The sequence below is a fragment of the Rouxiella sp. S1S-2 genome, from assembly GCF_009208105.1.
GTDB lineage: Bacteria > Pseudomonadota > Gammaproteobacteria > Enterobacterales > Enterobacteriaceae > Rouxiella.
This window is the reverse complement of the sequence record NZ_WFKL01000001.1, coordinates 450,203-469,926: the sequence shown is the minus strand read 5'-3', so window position 1 is coordinate 469,926 and position 19,724 is coordinate 450,203. Positions and strand designations below refer to the sequence as shown.

The window sequence follows — 19,724 nt, the reverse complement described above, 5'->3', positions numbered from 1 at the left end:
GCCGAAACCCTGATGTTGTTGTTTAAACAATAGGCAAATCCTTGGGTTACTGATAGCGTAAAGATTTTACGGAGTTGTTAAATTTTTTTGGGGAACAAGCAAATGAAATTAAGCCTTGAAGCACTGCTGATACTTGATGCGTTGGAGCGTCACGGTTCTTTTGCAGCAGCAGCGGCAACGTTATTCAAAACGCCTTCGGCCCTGAGTTACACCGTTCAGAAAATGGAAAGCGATTTAAACATCAAGCTGCTCGACCGTTCAGGGCATCGCGCCACGTTCACCAGCACCGGAAAATTGATGCTTAATAAAGGGCGAGTCTTGCTCCAGGCAGTCAGCGAACTCGAGCAGGAAGCGCAATACGTGGAAAGCGGCTGGGAGAGCAAGCTGACGCTGGCGCTTGATGCGTCGGTTCCCCTGTCGATTTTGAATCCTTTAATCGAAAAATTTTATGAGCAGCACCAGCATACTCAGCTGAATTTCACCCACGAAGTCTTGGCTGGAACCTGGGAAGCACTGCTTTATCATCGCGCCGACATTATTATTGGCGCAGTGCGCGAGCCGGTTACCCGAGGCGGCATTGGCTGTGTACCGCTTGGCTGGCTGGAGTATGTGTTTGCCATTTCGCCCACACATCCTTTGGCGGAAGTGGAAGAGCCGCTGGTGAGAGAAAAGGTGCGCCAGCACCGCGCCGTGGTCATTCAGGACTCATCAAAGCATAGCACTGGCGCCGATCTACGCATTCTCGATCGTCAGAAAATCCTCACCGTGCATGACTTTAAAAGTAAAATGGATGCGCAAATAGCAGCGCTGGGCTGTGGCTATCTGCCGCGATATTTGGCCCAACCTTATTTGCAATCGGGCGAACTGGTCGAAAAAGTGCTGGATGCCGACTGCCATCAGGACATGGCCTATCTGGCATGGAATGAAAACGCCAGCGGTAACGCGGCCAAATGGTGGATTGAACATCTCAAGGAATTCGACGGTTTCGCCAATCTTTACTCACGCCTCTAATCATTGGCACGACGTGGCTGGCACAGAATTCCCAATACCGTCACTGCACTGAAATAAAATCGTCATTGTTATGTCCTATGGTCGAGATAACTCAACCGGAGGACATTCTATGTTCAGCATGGACAACGTACTTCAGGACCTTGCGCCGCAGCGTAAAACGCCTTCTTGGCAGCTTAATTTGTTGAAACAGCTGTTTCGGGAAAAGGAGTTTCAGCAACTGGCTGAAACAAATCGTCATCTTAAGGGCGTGGATATGGTCGAGCAGATCCTCGACTACTTCCACATTCGCTGTGAACTCTCCGCCCGCTGTCTTGAACAAATTCCCAGCTATGGTCCGGTAGTGATCGTGGCGAATCACCCGATAGGCACGATTGAAGGGCTCGCGCTGCTCAGCGCGGTAGCTTCAGTGCGCAGCGACGCGAAAGTGGTGGCTAACCGCCTACTCTCGCAGGTGGAATCGTTGAACAGCCTGATGATCCCGGTCGACAATATGAGCAATCGTACTGGCCGTGCGCAGGTGATGATGATGCAAGAGCACCTTGAAAATCAGGGCGTGCTTATCGTGTTCCCCGCCGGTGAAGTCTCACGCGTCACATCAAAAGGCGTTCGCGATGGACGCTGGCACACCGGTTTTGTGCGACTGGCGGCTAAAACGCGTGCCGCAATTGTGCCGGTGCACATTAGCGGCAGCAACAGCGCGCTGTTTTACTTAAGCTCGATGATTTATAAACCGATTGCCACCCTGCTGCTGGTTAACGAAATGTTTGGCCATCGTGGCAGTACGCTCAAAATGCAGATTGGCGCTCGCATCCCTTACGACAGCTGGCACGACGGACATTCCCGGGCTAAAGATTTGGCTGCGCGCTTTCGTAAACACGTGTATCGACTGGGGCAGGGAAAGCCCGGGCTGTTTCGCACCGAATCGGCTATCGCCCGCGCCGAGGACCGAGCCGTGCTCAAGCATGCGCTTGAAGCCAGCGAAGTTTTGGGAAAAACCCCCGACGGCAAGTTGATTTATCTTTATCGCCGCCGCGGCGAAGACTACGTACCCATTCTTCGCGAGCTGGGACGCCTGCGTGAAATTGCCTTCCGTGCAGTGGGTGAAGGCAGCGGCCGACGTCGTGACCTCGACAGCTTTGATGACGACTATTATCACCTGGTACTTTGGGATCCCCAGGCGCTGGAAATAGTTGGTGCTTACCGTTTTATTCCCACCGCTGAACAGCTTGAAAAAGGGGGCATCAGCACTATTTACAGTCAAAGCCTGTTTAACTACGGTCATCAGATGGACCCGATTCTGGCGCAGGGTATTGAGCTGGGCCGCAGCTTTATTCAACCCGCCTACTGGGGGAAACGCGGGCTGGACTACCTGTGGCTCGGCATTGGTGCCTATCTGGCCAAGTACCCGCAGTACCGCTATCTGTTTGGCCCAGTGTCAATTTCAGGCGGTTTACCCGTGGTTGCCCGGGACCTACTGATTGCGTTCTATCGCCTCTATTTTGCTCCGTCCCTACCGCTGGCAACGTCGCGCCAACCCTATCCTGCGTCTTTGCCGGAGGTATTGGCACAGTTTAGCGGCGACAATTATCAGCAGGATTTACAGTGTCTGAAACGGCTGCTGGCGAATTTAGGCTGCAGTATTCCGCCACTTTATAAACAATATTCAGAACTTTGCGAAAGCGGTGGCGTACAGTTCATCGATTTCGGCTGCGATCCGGCTTTTAATCACTGTATCGACGGATTGGTGCTGGTTGATTTGTCGGTGCTCAAACCGTCCAAATACGAACGTTATATCGCGGTGCACCACCCACAGCCTCAAGCTGAGGAAGTGGGCAGGGTATTGAGCTAACACATTTCTTTATCACTTTGGCTGCGTTAACGGCGTGGCCAAAGTTCTTTTCATCAACGTTTTTCCGTAAACAACCGTCAGTATCGCCGGTACGCTAAAGGCGACGGCGATAGCGATAACTTCGAAAATCATTTTTGATTCAGGTCCGCTAAACAAACCTAATTCAAAGACATTAAGCACCGGCAGGAAGCTGTATGTTTTAACCCGCAGCAGCCCTGTAATCGCCCCGCCCAAAGACGCCCCGATACAGCCAAAGATAAACAGCATGCGATACTTGAGCGTAACCCCATAAAGCGCAGGCTCGGTTATTCCGAAAAAGGCGGAGATTGAGGCAGATATAGCGATTTGTTTATCTTTCGCATTTCGTGCAATAAATATTGCCCCAAATACCGCGCCAAACTGCCCCATGACCGCCGACATAAACATGGCCATGATTGTGTCGTAGCCATGAACCTGGATATTAACCAACGCTAGGGGAATAATGCCCCAGTGAACGCCGAAGACCACAAACAGTTGACCAATCCCCGCCAGCAGTGCACCAGAGAGTACCGGACTCAGTTCATATAACCAGATATAAGCATTGGCGATACCAATACCTATATAGTCCGCCACGGGTCCGATAAAGGTAAACACCATAAAACCAGTGATAATCAGCGACAGACACGGCACAAAAACCAGTGCAGCCACTTCCGGGATCACTTTCTTCAAATAGCGCTCGACGTAGCTTAAAAACAGTACGGCAAAGATCGCCGGGATCACCGCACCGCCGTAAATTTTAAGGCTGAGCGTCAGTCCGAATAGACTCATGGTGTTCGGCATTGAAGGGTCTGTCAGCGGAAATACCATCGCGGCAGTCAGCGCAAGGGCAATATATCGATTAGTCTTGAACTTTTCTGCCGCAGTAATGGCAATAAATAAGGGCAAAAAGGTGAAGACGCCGCTCGCTAACATATTAAATACGGTGAAAATATAGGTATCTGTCGCCACCCAGTGCATGGTTTGCAACAACACAACAATGCCTTTGACGACCCCAACGCCCGCCAGCACCCCAATATAGGGTGTGAAAATAGCCGAGATATTCGATAGGAATCGATTAAACAGCGACATTTTTTCTGTTGACGAAGAGGATGGGTCTGTCAACGCGGCAGGATTTTGCTGTGCAATAATTGCGGTAAAAACCTTTTCGACCTGAGGGCCAATAACAATTTGAAATTGACTAGAGGTGTTAACAATTTTAATAACACCTGATAATTCGCTGAGAATGAGTTCGTCAACAACGGTCAGATTTTTAAGGGTAAAACGCAGTCTCGTCGCACAGTGAGTGACATGCTCTATATTTGAATAACCACCAATATGTTTAATGATATCACTGGCTAATACCTGAAAGTTTATCGCCATGTTACTTCCTTACTTTTAAGGATTATTTAATTAAAGTCACCTGGTCTCGTTTTACTTTTTACTGAAACACCAAAGTCAGTATAAATACGCGTCGGCAAATCATTTCCTTTCGCCTCGGCAATATGATGTGACAAAATCTGGAATGGAATAACCATCACCAACGGCGCAATATATTCATTCACATCAATGTTGATGGCCAGCGTTCTAGGATCGTCGCTCTTTCCCAGTTTTACCGTATAGATAAAAGGCGTACATTTTTTTTCATATTCTCTTAGCAGCACCAAGCGCTCTTGCCCTGTGCTTTCGGTCTCAAGAAAGAAAATTCGGTGCTGCGGATTAACTTCAAAATATGGCCCATGCATAAAGGTTTCTAACTCAACGCCTTGTGATGGCGCACGCACCGTTTCAGCAAATTTTGTTTCCATCTCTTTGCAAACACCCACTGCCGGGCCATAGCCAATGGAGGTGAAACGCTGTCCTGTATTAAGTTCCTGCTGCCATGCCAGATAGAAAGCTTCAGTGTGGTCAATCAGCGCAGGAATGGCGTTAATCGCACGTGCAAACATCGCCAACTCTGCGGCTTCTTGCTCAGGGGTGATAAAACCATCGGCGCTAGCACTGCGTAAACCCAACAGCATTAAGGTTAAAATTGTCGCCACATAGCCTTTGGTCACGTAGCCTACGCGCTCTTCGCCAATGCGAATATCGACGGCGATATCCACCGTATTTGCCAACTCGCTGTCCATTTTACTGGTTAAGCCTAGCGTCGTTGCTATAGCAGATTTTTTTAAATTCTTAATTGCATTGATTGTCGACGTACTTTCTCCGCTTTGAGAAACGCCAATGATTAAATCAATCATTGGGTTATGTTTTTCAAAAAACTGATAGTGAAAAGGTTCCTCAATGCTGACGCGTGCCTGACAGATGTTTTCAATATAATATTTCGCGCTCTTAGCCGCATTGAAACTTGAACCCGTGGCAAGAATAAGCCACGTTTTTTTGTCTTTTATGACGGGCAGTGAATTTGGATAACTGGCCAAAATATTAGCCAATACTTCTTGCTCTTCATTAATATACGTCATCATGGTGGGTTTCATTATTTTCTCCTAATTTTGAAATTCCATTCACGTCCCCGTCAAACCTGAAAACGTTTTCAGGTTTGATAGTATGCAGCTACGTGGAGAAGATCAATGCGATCGTTGAGTAAATAATGGAAGTGTGAGCAAGTTGGCAAAATAAGGCCGAAGGGCGTAGGACGAGTTGTATCTTAATATTTAATAATAATTAACTTAACGGTCTTAAAATATAAACTAGCAAGATTCCCCTTCGAGAAATATAGGGTGGATGTCTATTAGTTCATTGTTGTGTGTAGATGACTGCATTAACGCGATCATCGTCGCCATCACTGCCTGACCTAACCGATTGTTTTGATGGTCCGCTGTGGTGATCCTGGGAATGAAATACTCACTGCCGGGAAAATACTCGCAGCTGGCTACGGCAATGTTATCTTCCGGCACCGAGATACGGTTATCTTTCAAAGCGCGGATCACGCCCATAGCAACCCGGTCATTAATCGCCAAAATTGCATCCGGCATCGCCGCATCCTGACCTAAAAGATGCTCAATGGCCGCATAGCCATGCTCGATATAGAAGTCATTGAGAATAACAAACTCGGGATGAATCGGCAGGCGAGCCTCGTGCAGTTGCGCATAAAAAGCGGCCACGCGTTCTTGAGTCACATAAACTTTTTCCGAGCCACCTATGAACGCAATATTTTTATAGCCTCTGTCAATCAGTCGCTGCGTCACCATACGCACGCAGTGGGTTTGATCGCGCTTTATACACGAATAGGCCAATTGAGGAATCTCTCTGCCGACGACGACGGTAGGGATCTGTTCAGTCAGTTTTTTCAACGCCGAAAGATAATCTGCTGGAATATCAACATAGTCGATATCCCCTCCTAGAATAATTGCCCCATCTAATTGACTGTTCATGATTGAATTAAAGATAGTCACATCAATGTTTGGCTGGGAGGAATCTGGCATATTTTGCGCTGACTGGGTGTCAAAGAGGATAACTTTATAACCGTTTTTTAAACATGCCTGCTCAATTTGCGCGACTAAAGTGACAAAATAAGGACTGGTGATATCAGAAACCACCACCGCCAACGTGTCACTTTTTTTAGAGATCATGCCACGGGCCACCAGATTAGGGCTAAACCCATACTCAGCGATCACCTTCTGTACTTTGGATTTGGTTTTATCAGAAACCCAGCTGTTGTTGTTTAATACGCGTGAAACAGTGGTGATCGATACCCCTGCAATCTCTGCAATATCCTTAATTGTGATATTTTTCTTCATTATTTTCCCTTAATGACGCTTGATGACCCTTTCGATGCGCAAAGTCATCGGTCAACTATCCTGTTGCCCCACGGCGATAAAGTTACTGGAATCACTGCGCGTATCACGACTCGACGGATGGGTGATTGACAGTATAAAGAGGAACACTACATTAAGAAAAGAAAGACATTTTGCAGGCTCAAGATCGGTTATGCTCGTAGCGAGTGTACATAAATGTCTCTCAGTTCATTGGCGTATGGGGTTCCCATGCATTGTTCGCCTGTTTTACGCTGGAATTTCAATGAAAGTGACTATCCTGGTTGTCTGTCTTTTCCTGCTCAGCGGCTGTGGCGCCGGTGCCGCTGAATCGATATTTAGAATTATCCCGAACAGTAACAACGTTTGCCCGCACGGTAACGACGTTTTCACCAACCAATGTCACGGTTAAACGTTAAACGGTGCGTCGCCCGCCAGTACGCTGTCGATGATTTTCAACACGCCTTCTTCATTATTGGAAACGGTTGAATAACTCGCTGCGGCTTTGGCAGCGGGCATCCCATTGGCCATAGCGAAACCATATCCTGCCTGTTTCAGCATTTCTACGTCGTTACCGCCGTCGCCGAAGGTGACAACCTCACTGTCGTCAATGCCCCAAATTTCTTGCAGCATTCGGAGCCCATTGGCTTTGTGGCGGCCTGGAATGATCAGGTCAGCCGAACCGTGTCCGCTGGAGACTGGCGTGATGATGTGACCCAGCGCCTTATCGAGCGAGGTCATAAAGTTTGCCAGATGTTCATCGTCAATGTTGGTCGCAAACTTGAAAATAGTGTCGTCAATTTCTTGATAACTCTCTACTTTCTTCAATCTATGGTAGTAATTCTGCATCTTTTGATAAAACGCATCCGGCTGCGATGCCAGAATATAGGCACTGTCTTTGCCGCAGACTACCGTGTTCAGACCCGGCGTATTGTCAATAAACTCAAGAATCTTTGCTACCGACTCGGCGCTGAGTGAAGCAACGGACAGATCTTGACCTTCCTTAACGATATAGCCACCGTTTTCCGCCACAAAGGCGATTTCAGAGGCTATTTCAGGGAAGAAAGACTTCAGCTGGTAGTACTGGTTTCCACTGGCTACGACAAACTTGATGCCGCGCTGCTTGAGCTGCTGATACTGAGAAAGGAATTTTGCCTTGTTGTATTCTTTTTGGTCATCCAGAAATGTGCCATCCATATCTACAGCGATTAATTTCACTGATGCTAACTTTTTACCCGACATAAGCCCTCTCGCTACGTTCAAAATATAACCACCATCATAAAAGCTATCTGTGAAAGATTAAAGAAAAAGACCAGCAACGCGAGGTCACTGGCCTTAATTATTCTTAAAAAAACCTGATTTTTAGACCGCGCTCCCTTAAAAACCGTAGCGGATGGCGTCTTTACTTTTTTGCATCAGGCCGTCAATTTTATTTGAGTAAAGCTCCAGTCCATTGCCGTCTCCCGCATGTGAGCACTCACGACGTTTGGCGTTATAGGCCTTCATCAGCTGTGCCTGAGCAAAGCCGGGCTTACCGTAACATTCCATGCTCTTTTCCCAGCAGGCAATGGCGGTATCAACATCTTTCTGTTCTGCATAGTTTTTACCCAATTCATTCAGCGCTTTTGCGCAGTCGGCCGGTGCCAGGTTTTGTGCCAGAATGGCGTCGATTTCAGGGGTCATATCAGCCTCCGTTTAACCTAGTGAAAGAAGTTGAGAATGTGACCAAATACCAGCCCGACGCTGATAACGTCCGAGTCGCTGAAGGTCACGTTAGAAAAACCGAATTTACCGAGCAGCGGCAGCAGCAGTGCCGGCAGCAGAGTGATAAACAGTCCGTGGAAGATGCCACCAATAATGGCCCCTCGGCGTCCGCCAACGGCGTTACCAAAGATGCCTGCAGTGCCACCGGCGAAGAAGTTGGTCAACATGCCGGGCAAAATCATCGCTAACCCAATGCTTGGGAACAAGAACATGCCGATGATTGAACCAATGGTGGTCGAGATAAAGCCGATGATGACCGCGTTGGGCGCATAAGGGAAAAGCACCGGGCAGTCGAGGGCGGGGATCGCATTAGGCACGATGCGCAGGGCAATACCGCGAAATGCGGGCACGATTTCGGCCAACAACAGGCGTACACCGGCCAAAAGCACATAAACACCGACCACAAACTGAATCGACTGCAGGAAAGCATAAACCAGATAGTTAACGCTGTTGGCGAACGGTGCAATTACCTCTGGGCCAGCAACGGCGGCCGGGATCAGATAAATAGGGATCATCACTACCATCATCGACAGGTAGGTATCCTGCAGGAACGACAGCGCCTGCGGCAGTTCAAGATCTTCAGTGCTTTTACTCACGTCGCCGGTCAATTTTGCCACACCGGCTTGAATGATGTAGCCAATGGTGCAGAAGTGGCCAAGCGCGAAATCGTCCGAGCCGGTAATTTTACGCACAATCGGCTGTGCCAGTACCGGCATGCCCACCGCCATAACACCGGCAATCACGCCGCCAATCAGGATCAGTTCAGTGCCGCGCAGGCCGCCCATATACCCAATAACCGAACAGACAGTCGCCATCCATAATGATGCCTGGCCCGTCAGGAAAATATATTTATAGCGGGTAAAACGTGCGATAAGGATATTAACAATAAATGCCAATACCATAATCAGTGCGGTTTCTCGACCCAGCGTTTGCTGGGCAATACCGGCAATGGATCCCACGTCGGTAACAATACCGCGCATGTGGAAACCCTTTTGGAAAATCTCACCCAAAAAGGTTAAGGTGGCGACAATAATACTGGCACCCGAAAGCAGCACTAAAAAACCGAGAAGGGTTTTCAACGTGCCGGTAATAACCTGCCCTGGGCTTTTCTTTAATGCAATAAGCCCGATCATAGCAATCAGGGATATTAAAATAGACGCCTGGCCCAGTACGTCATTGACGATAAAGTGAAGGAAAGACATATCAAGTCCCCTGTAGAGTTCACGGTGATCGAGCTATTGAGTAAGATGTTTGTAGTAAATAATTTTAATGTTGTTACTTCAGACTATGTTGTCTGATTTTACTGATGCGCCATTAGCCCCATATCTTGCAATACCGGAGTGAGCTTCTCTTTTATTTCATTTTTGTCGACCAGACGTTTTAAATAGATAATGGTTGCACTGATATTATAATGCGCAAACTGAGATCTGAAATTTTCTCCGGTGAAAATAATATCCGCACGCGTTGAGGTGGCGCTTGAAATATCACAATGAGCCAGGTCAGCGTCTATCCCTAAATCTTTCAGAGCCGCTTCAATGCTCATTTCACAGGCAAAACTGCTGCCCAGACCCGCGCCGCATACCGCCAGAATTGATAACTTTTTCATAGGTGTTCCTTTGTTTGCCGTTATTTATAAGACATACTTCGGATAACCCCGATGGCATTAAGCCAAAGGGATTCATGATGTTAAGTGACTTTCTATGCTCAGTACTGACGGATGGCCTGCAAAACGTGTTCTTTGCTTTGGCATCCTCGTAGTTTTTGTACCACCTCATCGTCACAGAAAAGATGTGAGAGGCTGGCGATCATTTCAATGTGCGAATTACTGTCTATTGCTGCTAACGCAAAGATGATATAAACCGGATCGTTATCTTCGCTGTGAAACTCAACGCCATTCTGTACAATAACCAGTGACAGCGCGGTACGAATAACCCCCTCTTCCGGTCTGGCGTGCGGCATAGCAATACCTTCCCCCAGTACATAATAAGGACCAATCTCTCTGTGCATATCGTAAATAGCCTGGAGATAACGAGCCTCAACCGCACCAACATCTATTAACGGCTGCACTGCCAATGCCACAGCACTCTGCCAATTGTCTGCGTGCTCAATAATATTAATATTACTTTCGTTAATCCAGTCAGTTAACATATTACCTCTTCAAGAGTTTTCGCCTAACGTGCATTGTTTCTAAAGCATCAATTTATAAACCGTTAGGTTATAGATTCTTACTTTATAAAAGTATACTTATCTCAGTATTCTATTAATCAAAAATAAAAACTGTGATCTAGCCACGCCTATTTGTCATTCATTGAAAATAATAATAAGTAACTTTATCCTAAATTAATGATATGGGATCTCGATGCGTACCGAGTTTCATGTCAGGTAACATTATTAAATGTATATTATATGATTGGCAGTCTTTTTAATCCGTCGCCTTCCGCTATTTAAAGGTAGAATTTACCCACTGTTTAATAGCATCAATATCCACAGGTTTTTCCTGGTCGGAATAATATACCGGCCCTAATTCCATTGGCTGTGCCTTCTCGGCCAATATTTTTAGCTCGGGTATATATTCGGCCCCCAAATGACCCGCCACTCGCTCACTCAATCGCGCTTCGTATCGTGATCCGGCAGTATGCGGCGAAATCTGACACCAGATTTCAAGCACTTCACTCACGCCCGCCTGAGTGAGATAGTCGACCAGTACCTCTTTCGGTTGGAAACCGAACCAGGCATCGACAATAAAGGTGCTGCCCTGTGGCGCATCCGCCACGATTGACCAGATAACCTGATAGCTGGCTTGACCCAGCCGGCGGTTAAAGGCCCTATCGACTCCTTCAATACGCTGAAGGAAAGGATTTTTTATGCCATCAAGCGACAGCTGCAACCAACCCGTCTTTACAGAGAGTTCAACGGCGAGACTGCTTTTACCCGATGCAGGGATCCCGTTGACCAGAATGACCCGCTTACCCGTCTCAGCGTTAAAAACTTCTCTGTTATCAGACATGTTCCACCTGTTCGGTTGATGTGCTTTTACCCTTTTGGGCCGCTTTATAATATTGCTGAATCACCGCCTGAAGCTCTTTCAGACGAGGAACCGCAACCGTTTCGAGCTTATTTTTGGTGGTGGCATGATCCAGAGAAATGCAGTCTTTCCACAGCGAGCGACCGGCAATTACGCCTGAAGCACCGGTACTCATCGCATCTTCGACCTGTTTGAGGAAGGTTTCATGATCCACGCCCGCCGACAGTACCGCCCAAGGCACATCCCCGGCAAGCTTGGTGATTGCCGCACAAGCCTGTTTTGAACCTGGATAAGGCAGTTTCAGCACTTTGGAACCGGCATCGAGGCAAATTTGCGTCCCACCATAAATCAACTCCGGCACCTTCGCTTTATATTCTTCGTCGGTTTCGCTATCAAGCTTGTAGGTCAGGAACTCGACCACCAGCAGCAGGTCTTCACTGCTGAAGTCCTTAATACATTTATGCAGGATCTCGATATTGTGCTTATTGGCCAGGGGTTGGTCAGAGCGCAGGTACACCATTATTTTACCGCCAGTCGCCCCCAGCTCACGCACGCGACGGGCATCCACACCTTTCGCCAAGCGAGAGAGGCGATAACCTTCCGGCGTATTGTCCCAACCCGACGCATCCAGCCCGATGAGCAACGCGGTATCGCGTGAAATAATCCCGTCATCGACCAGCTGTGGCACCGCACAAACCGGGTCCACCAATACGCAGGACGCTTTGCTGGCAAGATACTGGGTGATGTCGGCTTTAATCAGCCCAAGCTGCTGCTCGGAAATGGACGCCTGCTGTTGTGGGTCACTGGCAAGCAGCGTGCGCATACCGCCGCGTTGGTCGCAGGCAATAACCAGCATGGCACCGTTTTGACCACAAATCTGCTGATAGCCGCGTAATTCAGACGTTGACAACTTTGACATGGAACTCTCCTTTGCGTGAAATTTATTACAGATTAAAAAATCTCGATTACACTGGACGCTCTGTCGTTTCCCTTGCTCTCAAGGGAGGCCGAAAAATCATGAAAAACGCCGGTTTTAAAGGGTTTAAGCCCTGAGTGGAACATTGCTTTCTCACCGCTATTGAGCAATAATTCCTCAACCGACGCATTGAGTGTAATTCATTACTGAAAGGAATTTCAAGCTGAAAGAGCCAATTTTGCAAGATATTGCAGCAACGCGCACATTAATGCACATGGTAGCGAAGCTTCATTACGAGTCCGATATGTCGCAAGTCGAGATTGCGCGCAAGTTGGATGTCTCAACCGCGACCATCTCCCGACTGCTTAACAAAGCTCGCGCAGCAGGCATAGTTCGCATAGAAGTCATCGGGTTATCTTCACCCGAAAACATGACCGCCGATCTCGTTCAGCGCCTCGGCCTTAAGCATGCCTATGTCGTGGACGCGCCGCCGAACAATGTGTTGGATGCGCTGCGTACGCCACTGGCTTCGCTGCTTTCACAGGCAGGATTAAGCGCTGGCTCGGTATTAGGTATCGGCTGGGGACGTGCGGTAAGAGAGGTAACGCTGGCAGGCCTGCCGCGATTGCCGGGCGTGCTGACCGTCGCGTTGAACGGCGGCATGCAGCAGGCGGCCCCACATTTTCAAATTACCGAATTTGTTCGCCGCGCGGCCGAGCAGATGGAAGGCACCCCTTACTTCCTGCATGCGCCTTACATTTCGTCGCCGGAGCTGCGGGAAGCCTTTTTGCGTGATCTCAGCGTGCAGGAAATTATTTCTCTGTGGGACAGGCTGGACGTGGCGATTGTCGGTGTAGGTCTGACTCACGAGCCAAAACCGAGTGAAAGCAGCACCGCCACGCCGGGCGAGCAGGCGCTGAGCCACGCCACGGGCGACGTTTTACGTCATTACATCACTGAGGCTGGTGAAATTCTGCATTGGGAAGGAGAAGAGCGCATGATTGCGGCATCGGTTGAGCAGCTGCGCCGCACGCCGCTGACCATTGGCGTAGCCGCTACGCCGGAGAAAGCCGCCGCCATTATCGGCGCCGTTCGTTCAGGCATGATTAATTCATTGGTGACCGACGTGAATACCGCGCAGGCCATTTTGGACCGCCTGCCGATAAGCTAAACAATAAAAAGCGCTTGGCTTACTCCCAAAATGGGAGATTAAGCCTGAGTTGCACTCAAGGGCAATACGCTGCTGTAGACGCTAGGTGAGTTGAATTATTCCGCACGCGTCTTAATCAAGTCTTGTGCGCAGGCCCATGCCGAGCTCCAGGCCCACTGGAAGTTGTAGCCGCCGAGCCAGCCGGTGACGTCGACCACTTCACCGATAAAATACAGGCCGGGGACGGCGTTGGCGACCATGGTTTTAGACGACAGCGCCCGCGTGTCTACGCCACCTAATGTGACTTCGGCGGTGCGGTAACCCTCAGTGCCGTTCGGCTGAACCTGCCAGTTTTGCAATTGTTCAACCAACGCGGACTGCTGCGCAGGGTTGAGCTGCTTGAGCGTGACGTCGGGAATTTGTTCCAGCGTCTGCAAACACTCCACCAGCCGCTTGGGCAAATGCAAAGACAGGGTGTTTTTCAAACTTTGGTTAGGATGTTCTTGACGCTGCTGGTTTAAAAACCCCGCCAGGTCTAAGCCAGGAAGTAAGTTAACGCTTACAAACTCACCGGGTTGCCAATAGCTGGAAAGCTGTAAAACCGCCGGTCCGGAGAGCCCGCGATGGGTAAAAAGGATACTCTCACGAAACACGGTACCGTCTTCGGCAGTCAGCACCGACGGCACCGACACGCCTGAGAGGGTCTGCAAATGGTCCAGCAGCGGCTTATGCAGGGTAAAAGGCACCAATCCGGCGCGGGTTGGCAGTATTTTAAGGCCAAACTGCTCGGCAAGGCGATAGCCAAACGGTGAGGCGCCAAGACCCGGCATTGAAAGCCCACCGCTGGCCACAACAAGTGAGTGAGTGCTCACAACCTGACCGTTTAGCGTAATGTTGAAGCCCCGTTCAGTTTTTTCCACCGCGCTGATTTCACTGCGCAGGCGAACCGTGACCTGACCCTTTTGGCACTCCTGTTCCAGCATCGACACAATTTGCTGAGCGGAGTCGTCGCAAAACAGTTGGCCCAGGGTTTTTTCATGCCAGGCAATGCCGTAACGGGTGACCAGGTCGATAAAGTCCCACTGGGTATAGCGCGCCAGTGCAGATTTACAAAAATGGGGGTTTTCGGATAGATAGGCCGCAGGTTCGGCATAAAGATTGGTGAAATTACAGCGGCCACCGCCGGACATCAGGATTTTGCGGCCCAGTTTTTTGCCGTTATCAAGCAACAGTACTTTACAGCCACCTTGGCCCGCCTCTGCAGCACAAAACATTCCTGCCGCACCGGCACCAATGACTACAACGTCGTACTGTTCCACAAAAACCTCTCTGAATGATGCTTTTTGGTTGAAAAAAACCTTGGTTAGCGAACAAAAAGCGTGCAATTCAGCTTCTTGCGCGCCCGATTGTAAGCGCTGTAGCGAAGATACGCCAGATAACTGCAGAATAATCAGCGCAGGTAACGAAATGTTTCATAAGCAAAACCCCTTTTAAATCAATGAATTTAAAAGAGTCTCTTTGCACATGGCTAATTTTCAACCTACGTTTAGTCAAAAAAATGTCATATTTTCCTTTTCCACCCACCCTGTTCTCGCAGATAATGCGCGGCGTTCATGTCCACAAACTGGCGTAACAATTATGCTGCATTTATTCGCCGGGTTGGATTTCCATACCGGCCTGTTATTGATTCTCGCACTACTGTTTGTGCTGTTCTACGAAGCCATCAACGGCTTTCATGACACGGCTAACGCAGTAGCGACTGTTATTTATACGCGCGCTATGCGTTCGCAACTTGCGGTTGTGATGGCTGGCGTATTCAACTTTCTCGGCGTCATGCTTGGCGGCTTGAGCGTGGCCTATGCCATTGTTCACCTGTTGCCAACCGACTTGCTGTTGAACGTGGGTTCCGCGCATGGTCTCGCTATGGTGTTTTCAATGCTATTGGCGGCGATTATCTGGAATCTGGGAACCTGGTATTTCGGCCTTCCGGCCTCCAGCTCCCACACGCTCATCGGTGCCATTATCGGCGTAGGATTAACCAACGCGCTAATGACCCACAGCTCGATAGTGGATGCCTTAAACATTCCCAAAATGATCGGCATTTTCCTGTCATTAATTATCTCGCCGCTGGTAGGGATGATTATTGCCGGAACCATGATTTTTGTGCTCCGTCGCTACTGGAGCGGGAATAAAAAACGTAAACGTATTCACCTGACGCCGGCAGAACGCGAGAAACAGGATGGCAAGAAAAAACCGCCATTCTGGACGCGTATTGCCCTGATCCTTTCGGCCATCGGGGTAAGTTTTTCCCATGGCGCGAACGATGGTCAGAAAGGCATTGGCCTGATCATGCTAGTGCTGATTGGCGTAGCGCCCGCGGGCTTCGTGCTTAATATGAACGCGACGGGTTACGATATTACCCGTACCCGTGACGCCGTAAATCACCTGCAGCAGTACTATCAGCAACACGCTGATGCGTTGCCGCACGTGGTGGCATTGACGCCGCTGGTGCCTGCGCCAACCGACACCAGCAACGGTGCACCGGTTGAGTTCCACTGCATTAACTCGCAGGCAATGGAAGCGATAACCCGCTCTCAGGCAATGCTGGCTAACTTACAAAGCTACAGTGACCTGGCGCCGGAGCAGCGTAGCCATATGCGTCGCCTGCTAATGTGCGTGGCGGATACCGCAGATAAAACGGCTAAACTGGAAGAAACCAGCTCTGCCGATAAGCGTTTCCTTAACGACTTGCACAGCGATTTGCTGCAAACCGTTGAGTACGCGCCAATCTGGATCATTGTCGCTGTGGCTCTGGCGCTCGCGCTGGGAACGATGGTGGGTTGGAAGCGCGTGGCGACCACCATTGGTGAGAAGATTGGTAAAAAAGGCATGACCTACGCGCAGGGTCTTTCTGCACAGGTTACCGCAGCCGTATCGATTGGCGTGGCAAGTTATACCGGTATGCCGGTTTCGACGACTCACGTACTGTCCTCGGCGGTAGCAGGCACCATGATTGTTGACGGCGGTGGCGTACAGAGTAAAACCATCAAGAACATTGCGCTGGCGTGGTTACTCACTCTGCCCGTCTCAATTTTACTTTCTGGCGTACTCTACTGGCTGGCGCTAAAACTGATCTAATCGGCTTTATGCGTAAAAATAGGCGGTGCATGAAAATGCATCGCCTATTTTTTTACTCTTATATCGATACTCACTGTCGTTTTACTCTCATTCAACGGTCCTTATTTCAATGGGATTCAATACCAAATCAGCATCGCCAACATACTGATAAGAATTAATCCGCAAAGTGCAGTCGTAAGCACAAATTGACCGCGAACCCTTTCACAACGGCGGATAAACTCAGGGTCGTGGTGATCGACATACCGCTGAGCATAGATATAACGCACTAATCTTATCTGTTTACTCGGCTGTCCGTGGGCCGTAAAAAATCCACCGCCGTCAACATATTGATAAAGAAGCGGATCGCATCCTCGCAGGACGACCAACAGTGCGCGCAGAGAAGAGTAGTAACGCAGCATATTTACGACACAAACCACACATAAAGCCCAAAATAGCGCAACGGGACTTACCATGATTCCCCCTTAAGGCGACATCGAAACGCATCGGCAAACTGCCGCATGTTTCCCGCCCTTACTCTCTTCTTATGACTTAATCCCCTGGGCAATTTTCTGCCCGCCCCCCAGACTCTTTCCGGGCTAGCACCTTCAGCGTGGGCTTCACTTTCGTGAAGAGACGACGTGTCGTTCTCGCGCCTATTATTGAGTGTAGGAAATGAAATATAAATCGGGGAGCAAAAAAGCAATTTTTCTGGCGCAGCGCCCTTATGAACAATGTGATACGCATCAGTGATGCCCACCAATGATGGCACTGCATCTCGCGTTTTAGCGCTATACTTGAGGTATGATAAGTTTTCAGCCTGTTGTTTATGCAACGATTAGCTTATGCGCCCCCTAGTTTACGCAGCAGTGACAGGACGACACTCAGATAATCCGAATTAACGTTAAATGACTTATGGAAGGAGTTTCTTATGGCTTATAAACATATTTTGATTGCGGTTGACCTTTCTCCAGAAAGCAAAGTGCTGGTTGAAAAAGCGGTCTCTCTTGCCCGTCCATACAACGCCAAAGTGTCTCTTATCCACGTTGATGTGAATTACTCGGACCTCTACACCGGCCTGATTGACGTCAACCTTGGCGATATGCAAAAGCGCATTTCCGAAGAAACCCACCATGCTCTGAGCGAGCTGTCTCAAAATGCGGGCTACCCTATCGCTGAAACGCTTAGCGGCAGCGGTGACTTGGCGCAGGTGTTGGTTGATGCGATTAAAAAATATGACGTAGACCTGGTGCTGTGCGGCCACCATCAGGACTTCTGGAGCAAGCTGATGTCCTCGGCTCGCCAACTGATCAATACTGTTCACATCGATATGCTTATCGTTCCCCTGCGCGACCCTGAAGACGCGGTAGAATAAGAACGGCCGTCTAGGCAGGTTTTTTCCGGGGTGCAGCTCTGTACCCCGGCATAATGCATTTCACGATATAATGATTTAGCTCAAATTTCCCTTTATTAAATTTGTATTAACTTAAATCTAACTATACAAAGCGGTTTGTTTCACTTATAGCTAGAGGTTCATTTGTGAACAAATGGATTTTGTTAGCCTATGGACATCTATTCTTGCCTGAAAGATCGCTCGCCGCCGCTTCCCTGCCACTACAGTATTGAAACTGCAGCCCAGTATTGTGGCGTATTGCCCGCAACGCTGCGTGCGTGGCAGCGCTATGGCCTGATTAACCCTGAGCGCGATGAGAGAGGGAGCTGCTGGTACAGCGAAAGCGATCTCACCCGCCTGCATGCGATCCTGAAAAAGGTCACCGCCGGAGTACCGATCGCGCTGATCCCTCCGTACCTTAACGAGCCAGACGTCCACCCTGCCTGCGAGGGAAAAATTAAGCGCCAAAACAGCAGTTGGCGCGGTTTGCAGGCCGAGATTTTAGAGTGCCTCGGTGAGGGGAAATTGCAGAAACTGCGGCGTATTCTCTGGCGTTTTGGCCGCGAATATCCACTGCATTGCCTGGTCAATAAGGTGCTGCGGCCGATAAGAGAATTTTTGGCAACCCGCAGCCAAGGTGTGTTGAGTCAGCAAAAAGGTCTGCTAGACAGCATTATTATTGAATATGCGACTTACGTGATGCGCACCACACGCAGCCATCCCGAGACGCAGGTTTTACTGCTGCCGATGCAAATCGACGATCCTCTGGAGTTGTGGCTTGAGGCACTAAAACTGGCGGGTGAAGGGCTAAACGTGGAGTTAATAAGCCTTGAGGTGAATGACCCTGATCTGTCGGCGTTTAAGGTTGAACATTTCATGATCTGGTCAGACAGCACGCTGGACTCACGCCAGCAGGCCAAATTTGACCGCTGGCTGAATCAGGGCCTGCCGGTAATGCTGGTCGGCAAAGCCGCGAACTTTAAAGTGGCGTGTAAATATCAAAACGGTGACTTTTAGTCGTCACGGCCGCCTGAGCAGGCGTGTCGGCCATCGGCGGTGCATAGTCCGGCCGCTTTACCACAATACGCTTGGTGGCTAAACGACGCGCGGGCTCGAGCAGGCCATCGGCGTCTTCATCGGCGCCCACCAGCCCCTGAAATACCCGCATCTCCTTTTTGACCAGCGCACTTTTCTGCCGGTGAGGATACATGGGGTCCAGATACACGACCTGTGGTCGCGGCGAAATATCAGCGAGCGCAGTCAAGCTTGAGCCGTGTAACAGCGTCAAACGCTGCTGCAGCCAAACGCCGATTTCCGCATCGCGATAGCCACGCATCAGCCCGTCGTCGAGCAATGCCGCCACCACCGGATTACGTTCAATCATTCTTACTCGGCAACCTAGCGCCGCCAGCACAAAGGCGTCACGCCCCAGCCCCGCCGTCGCATCGACCACGTCGGGCAAATAACTGCCTTTAATCCCTACCGCCTTGGCAACCGCCTCGCCGCGCCCGCCGCCAAAACGCCGACGGTGGCCCATCGTTCCCCCCACAAAATCGACGTAAATCGCGCCAAGCTTAGGCTCATCGCGCTTGCGCAACTCAAGTCTTTCAGGGGTCAGCACCAGTGCCATCAGGGCATCAGGGTCAGAAATCAGTTTCCAGCGTTCGGCCAGAATAGATAAGGCGCCTTCATCGGCGCCTTCTTCACATGCTAAAAACACACTCACGGG

20 protein-coding genes are annotated in these 19,724 nt (G+C 49.6%); 7 read left to right on the top strand and 13 right to left on the bottom strand.

The window, feature by feature from the left end:
• Positions 1-102: 102 nt before the first annotated feature.
• Both GA565_RS02175 and GA565_RS02170 read left to right on the top strand, forming a co-directional pair.
• Positions 103-1,011, top strand: coding sequence for a LysR family transcriptional regulator (locus GA565_RS02175; RefSeq protein ID WP_152197194.1), 909 nt, complete (start codon positions 103-105; stop codon positions 1,009-1,011).
• 109 nt (positions 1,012-1,120) lie between these two features.
• A complete protein-coding gene (locus GA565_RS02170; RefSeq protein WP_152197193.1) occupies positions 1,121-2,860 on the top strand; it encodes a lysophospholipid acyltransferase family protein in 1,740 nt (579 codons plus the stop codon).
• 12 nt (positions 2,861-2,872) lie between these two features.
• Here the strand turns inward: GA565_RS02170 and GA565_RS02165 are convergent, their stop codons facing one another.
• The 3 genes from GA565_RS02165 to GA565_RS02155 form a co-directional block, all read right to left on the bottom strand.
• Positions 2,873-4,258: a PTS transporter subunit EIIC gene (locus GA565_RS02165; protein ID WP_152197192.1), complete on the bottom strand. Its 1,386-nt coding sequence runs from the start codon at positions 4,256-4,258 to the stop codon at positions 2,873-2,875.
• Between the two features lie 26 nt (positions 4,259-4,284).
• Positions 4,285-5,355: an SIS domain-containing protein gene (locus GA565_RS02160; protein WP_152197191.1), complete on the bottom strand. Its 1,071-nt coding sequence runs from the start codon at positions 5,353-5,355 to the stop codon at positions 4,285-4,287.
• Between the two features lie 213 nt (positions 5,356-5,568).
• Complete coding sequence (locus tag GA565_RS02155; protein ID WP_152197190.1) at positions 5,569-6,618, bottom strand: LacI family DNA-binding transcriptional regulator; 1,050 nt, start codon at positions 6,616-6,618, stop codon at positions 5,569-5,571.
• Between the two features lie 280 nt (positions 6,619-6,898).
• Here GA565_RS02155 and GA565_RS24595 point away from each other — a divergent pair, with 280 nt between their 5' ends.
• A complete protein-coding gene (locus GA565_RS24595) occupies positions 6,899-7,045 on the top strand; it encodes a hypothetical protein (RefSeq protein ID WP_158086946.1) in 147 nt (48 codons plus the stop codon).
• Here the strand turns inward: GA565_RS24595 and GA565_RS02150 are convergent.
• The 7 genes from GA565_RS02150 to GA565_RS02120 all read right to left on the bottom strand — a co-directional run bounded on the left by GA565_RS02150 (position 7,042) and on the right by GA565_RS02120 (position 12,341).
• A complete protein-coding gene (locus tag GA565_RS02150) occupies positions 7,042-7,875 on the bottom strand; it encodes a Cof-type HAD-IIB family hydrolase (RefSeq protein ID WP_152197189.1) in 834 nt (277 codons plus the stop codon). The genes GA565_RS24595 and GA565_RS02150 overlap by 4 nt on opposite strands.
• Before the next feature lie 135 nt (positions 7,876-8,010).
• Positions 8,011-8,316 carry a hypothetical protein gene (locus tag GA565_RS02145; protein ID WP_152197188.1) on the bottom strand — a complete coding sequence of 102 codons (306 nt, stop codon included), beginning with the start codon at positions 8,314-8,316 and terminating at the stop codon, positions 8,011-8,013.
• 17 nt (positions 8,317-8,333) lie between these two features.
• On the bottom strand, positions 8,334-9,599 hold the full coding sequence (locus tag GA565_RS02140) for a PTS sugar transporter subunit IIC (protein WP_152197187.1): 1,266 nt from the start codon (positions 9,597-9,599) through the stop codon (positions 8,334-8,336).
• Positions 9,600-9,697: 98 nt separating this feature from the next.
• On the bottom strand, positions 9,698-10,003 hold the full coding sequence (locus GA565_RS02135; protein ID WP_152197186.1) for a PTS sugar transporter subunit IIB: 306 nt from the start codon (positions 10,001-10,003) through the stop codon (positions 9,698-9,700).
• 98 nt (positions 10,004-10,101) lie between these two features.
• Positions 10,102-10,545 (bottom strand): PTS sugar transporter subunit IIA, encoded by a 444-nt coding sequence (locus GA565_RS02130; RefSeq protein ID WP_152197185.1) that lies wholly within the window; start codon positions 10,543-10,545, stop codon positions 10,102-10,104.
• 292 nt (positions 10,546-10,837) lie between these two features.
• On the bottom strand, positions 10,838-11,404 hold the full coding sequence (locus GA565_RS02125) for an AAA family ATPase (protein ID WP_152197184.1): 567 nt from the start codon (positions 11,402-11,404) through the stop codon (positions 10,838-10,840).
• Complete coding sequence (locus GA565_RS02120; RefSeq protein WP_152197183.1) at positions 11,397-12,341, bottom strand: tagatose-bisphosphate aldolase; 945 nt, start codon at positions 12,339-12,341, stop codon at positions 11,397-11,399. Before GA565_RS02120 ends, GA565_RS02125 begins: the two co-directional genes overlap by 8 nt.
• A gap of 235 nt (positions 12,342-12,576) precedes the next feature.
• Here GA565_RS02120 and GA565_RS02115 point away from each other — a divergent pair, with 235 nt between their 5' ends.
• On the top strand, positions 12,577-13,509 hold the full coding sequence (locus GA565_RS02115) for a sugar-binding transcriptional regulator (protein WP_152197182.1): 933 nt from the start codon (positions 12,577-12,579) through the stop codon (positions 13,507-13,509).
• Positions 13,510-13,604: 95 nt separating this feature from the next.
• Here the strand turns inward: GA565_RS02115 and GA565_RS02110 are convergent, their stop codons facing one another.
• Complete coding sequence (locus tag GA565_RS02110; protein ID WP_152197181.1) at positions 13,605-14,807, bottom strand: NAD(P)/FAD-dependent oxidoreductase; 1,203 nt, start codon at positions 14,805-14,807, stop codon at positions 13,605-13,607.
• A 319-nt stretch (positions 14,808-15,126) separates the two neighbouring features.
• Here GA565_RS02110 and pitA point away from each other — a divergent pair, with 319 nt between their 5' ends.
• Entirely contained in the window at positions 15,127-16,626 is a 1,500-nt protein-coding gene (gene pitA / locus GA565_RS02105; RefSeq protein ID WP_152197180.1) for an inorganic phosphate transporter PitA, read from the top strand.
• A 116-nt stretch (positions 16,627-16,742) separates the two neighbouring features.
• Here pitA and uspB read toward each other — a convergent pair whose 3' ends face one another.
• On the bottom strand, positions 16,743-17,078 hold the full coding sequence (uspB, locus tag GA565_RS02100; RefSeq protein ID WP_055775904.1) for a universal stress protein UspB: 336 nt from the start codon (positions 17,076-17,078) through the stop codon (positions 16,743-16,745).
• Positions 17,079-17,533: 455 nt separating this feature from the next.
• On the opposite strand from uspB, the gene uspA reads away from it, so the two are divergent.
• Together uspA and GA565_RS02090 are read left to right on the top strand one after the other, a co-directional pair.
• A complete protein-coding gene (uspA, locus tag GA565_RS02095; protein WP_152197179.1) occupies positions 17,534-17,977 on the top strand; it encodes a universal stress protein UspA in 444 nt (147 codons plus the stop codon).
• A 189-nt stretch (positions 17,978-18,166) separates the two neighbouring features.
• Entirely contained in the window at positions 18,167-19,012 is an 846-nt protein-coding gene (locus GA565_RS02090) for a MerR family transcriptional regulator (protein ID WP_152197178.1), read from the top strand.
• Here the strand turns inward: GA565_RS02090 and rsmJ are convergent.
• On the bottom strand, positions 18,975-19,721 hold the full coding sequence (gene rsmJ, locus GA565_RS02085) for a 16S rRNA (guanine(1516)-N(2))-methyltransferase RsmJ (RefSeq protein WP_152197177.1): 747 nt from the start codon (positions 19,719-19,721) through the stop codon (positions 18,975-18,977). The genes GA565_RS02090 and rsmJ overlap by 38 nt on opposite strands.
• Positions 19,722-19,724 lie beyond the last annotated feature (3 nt).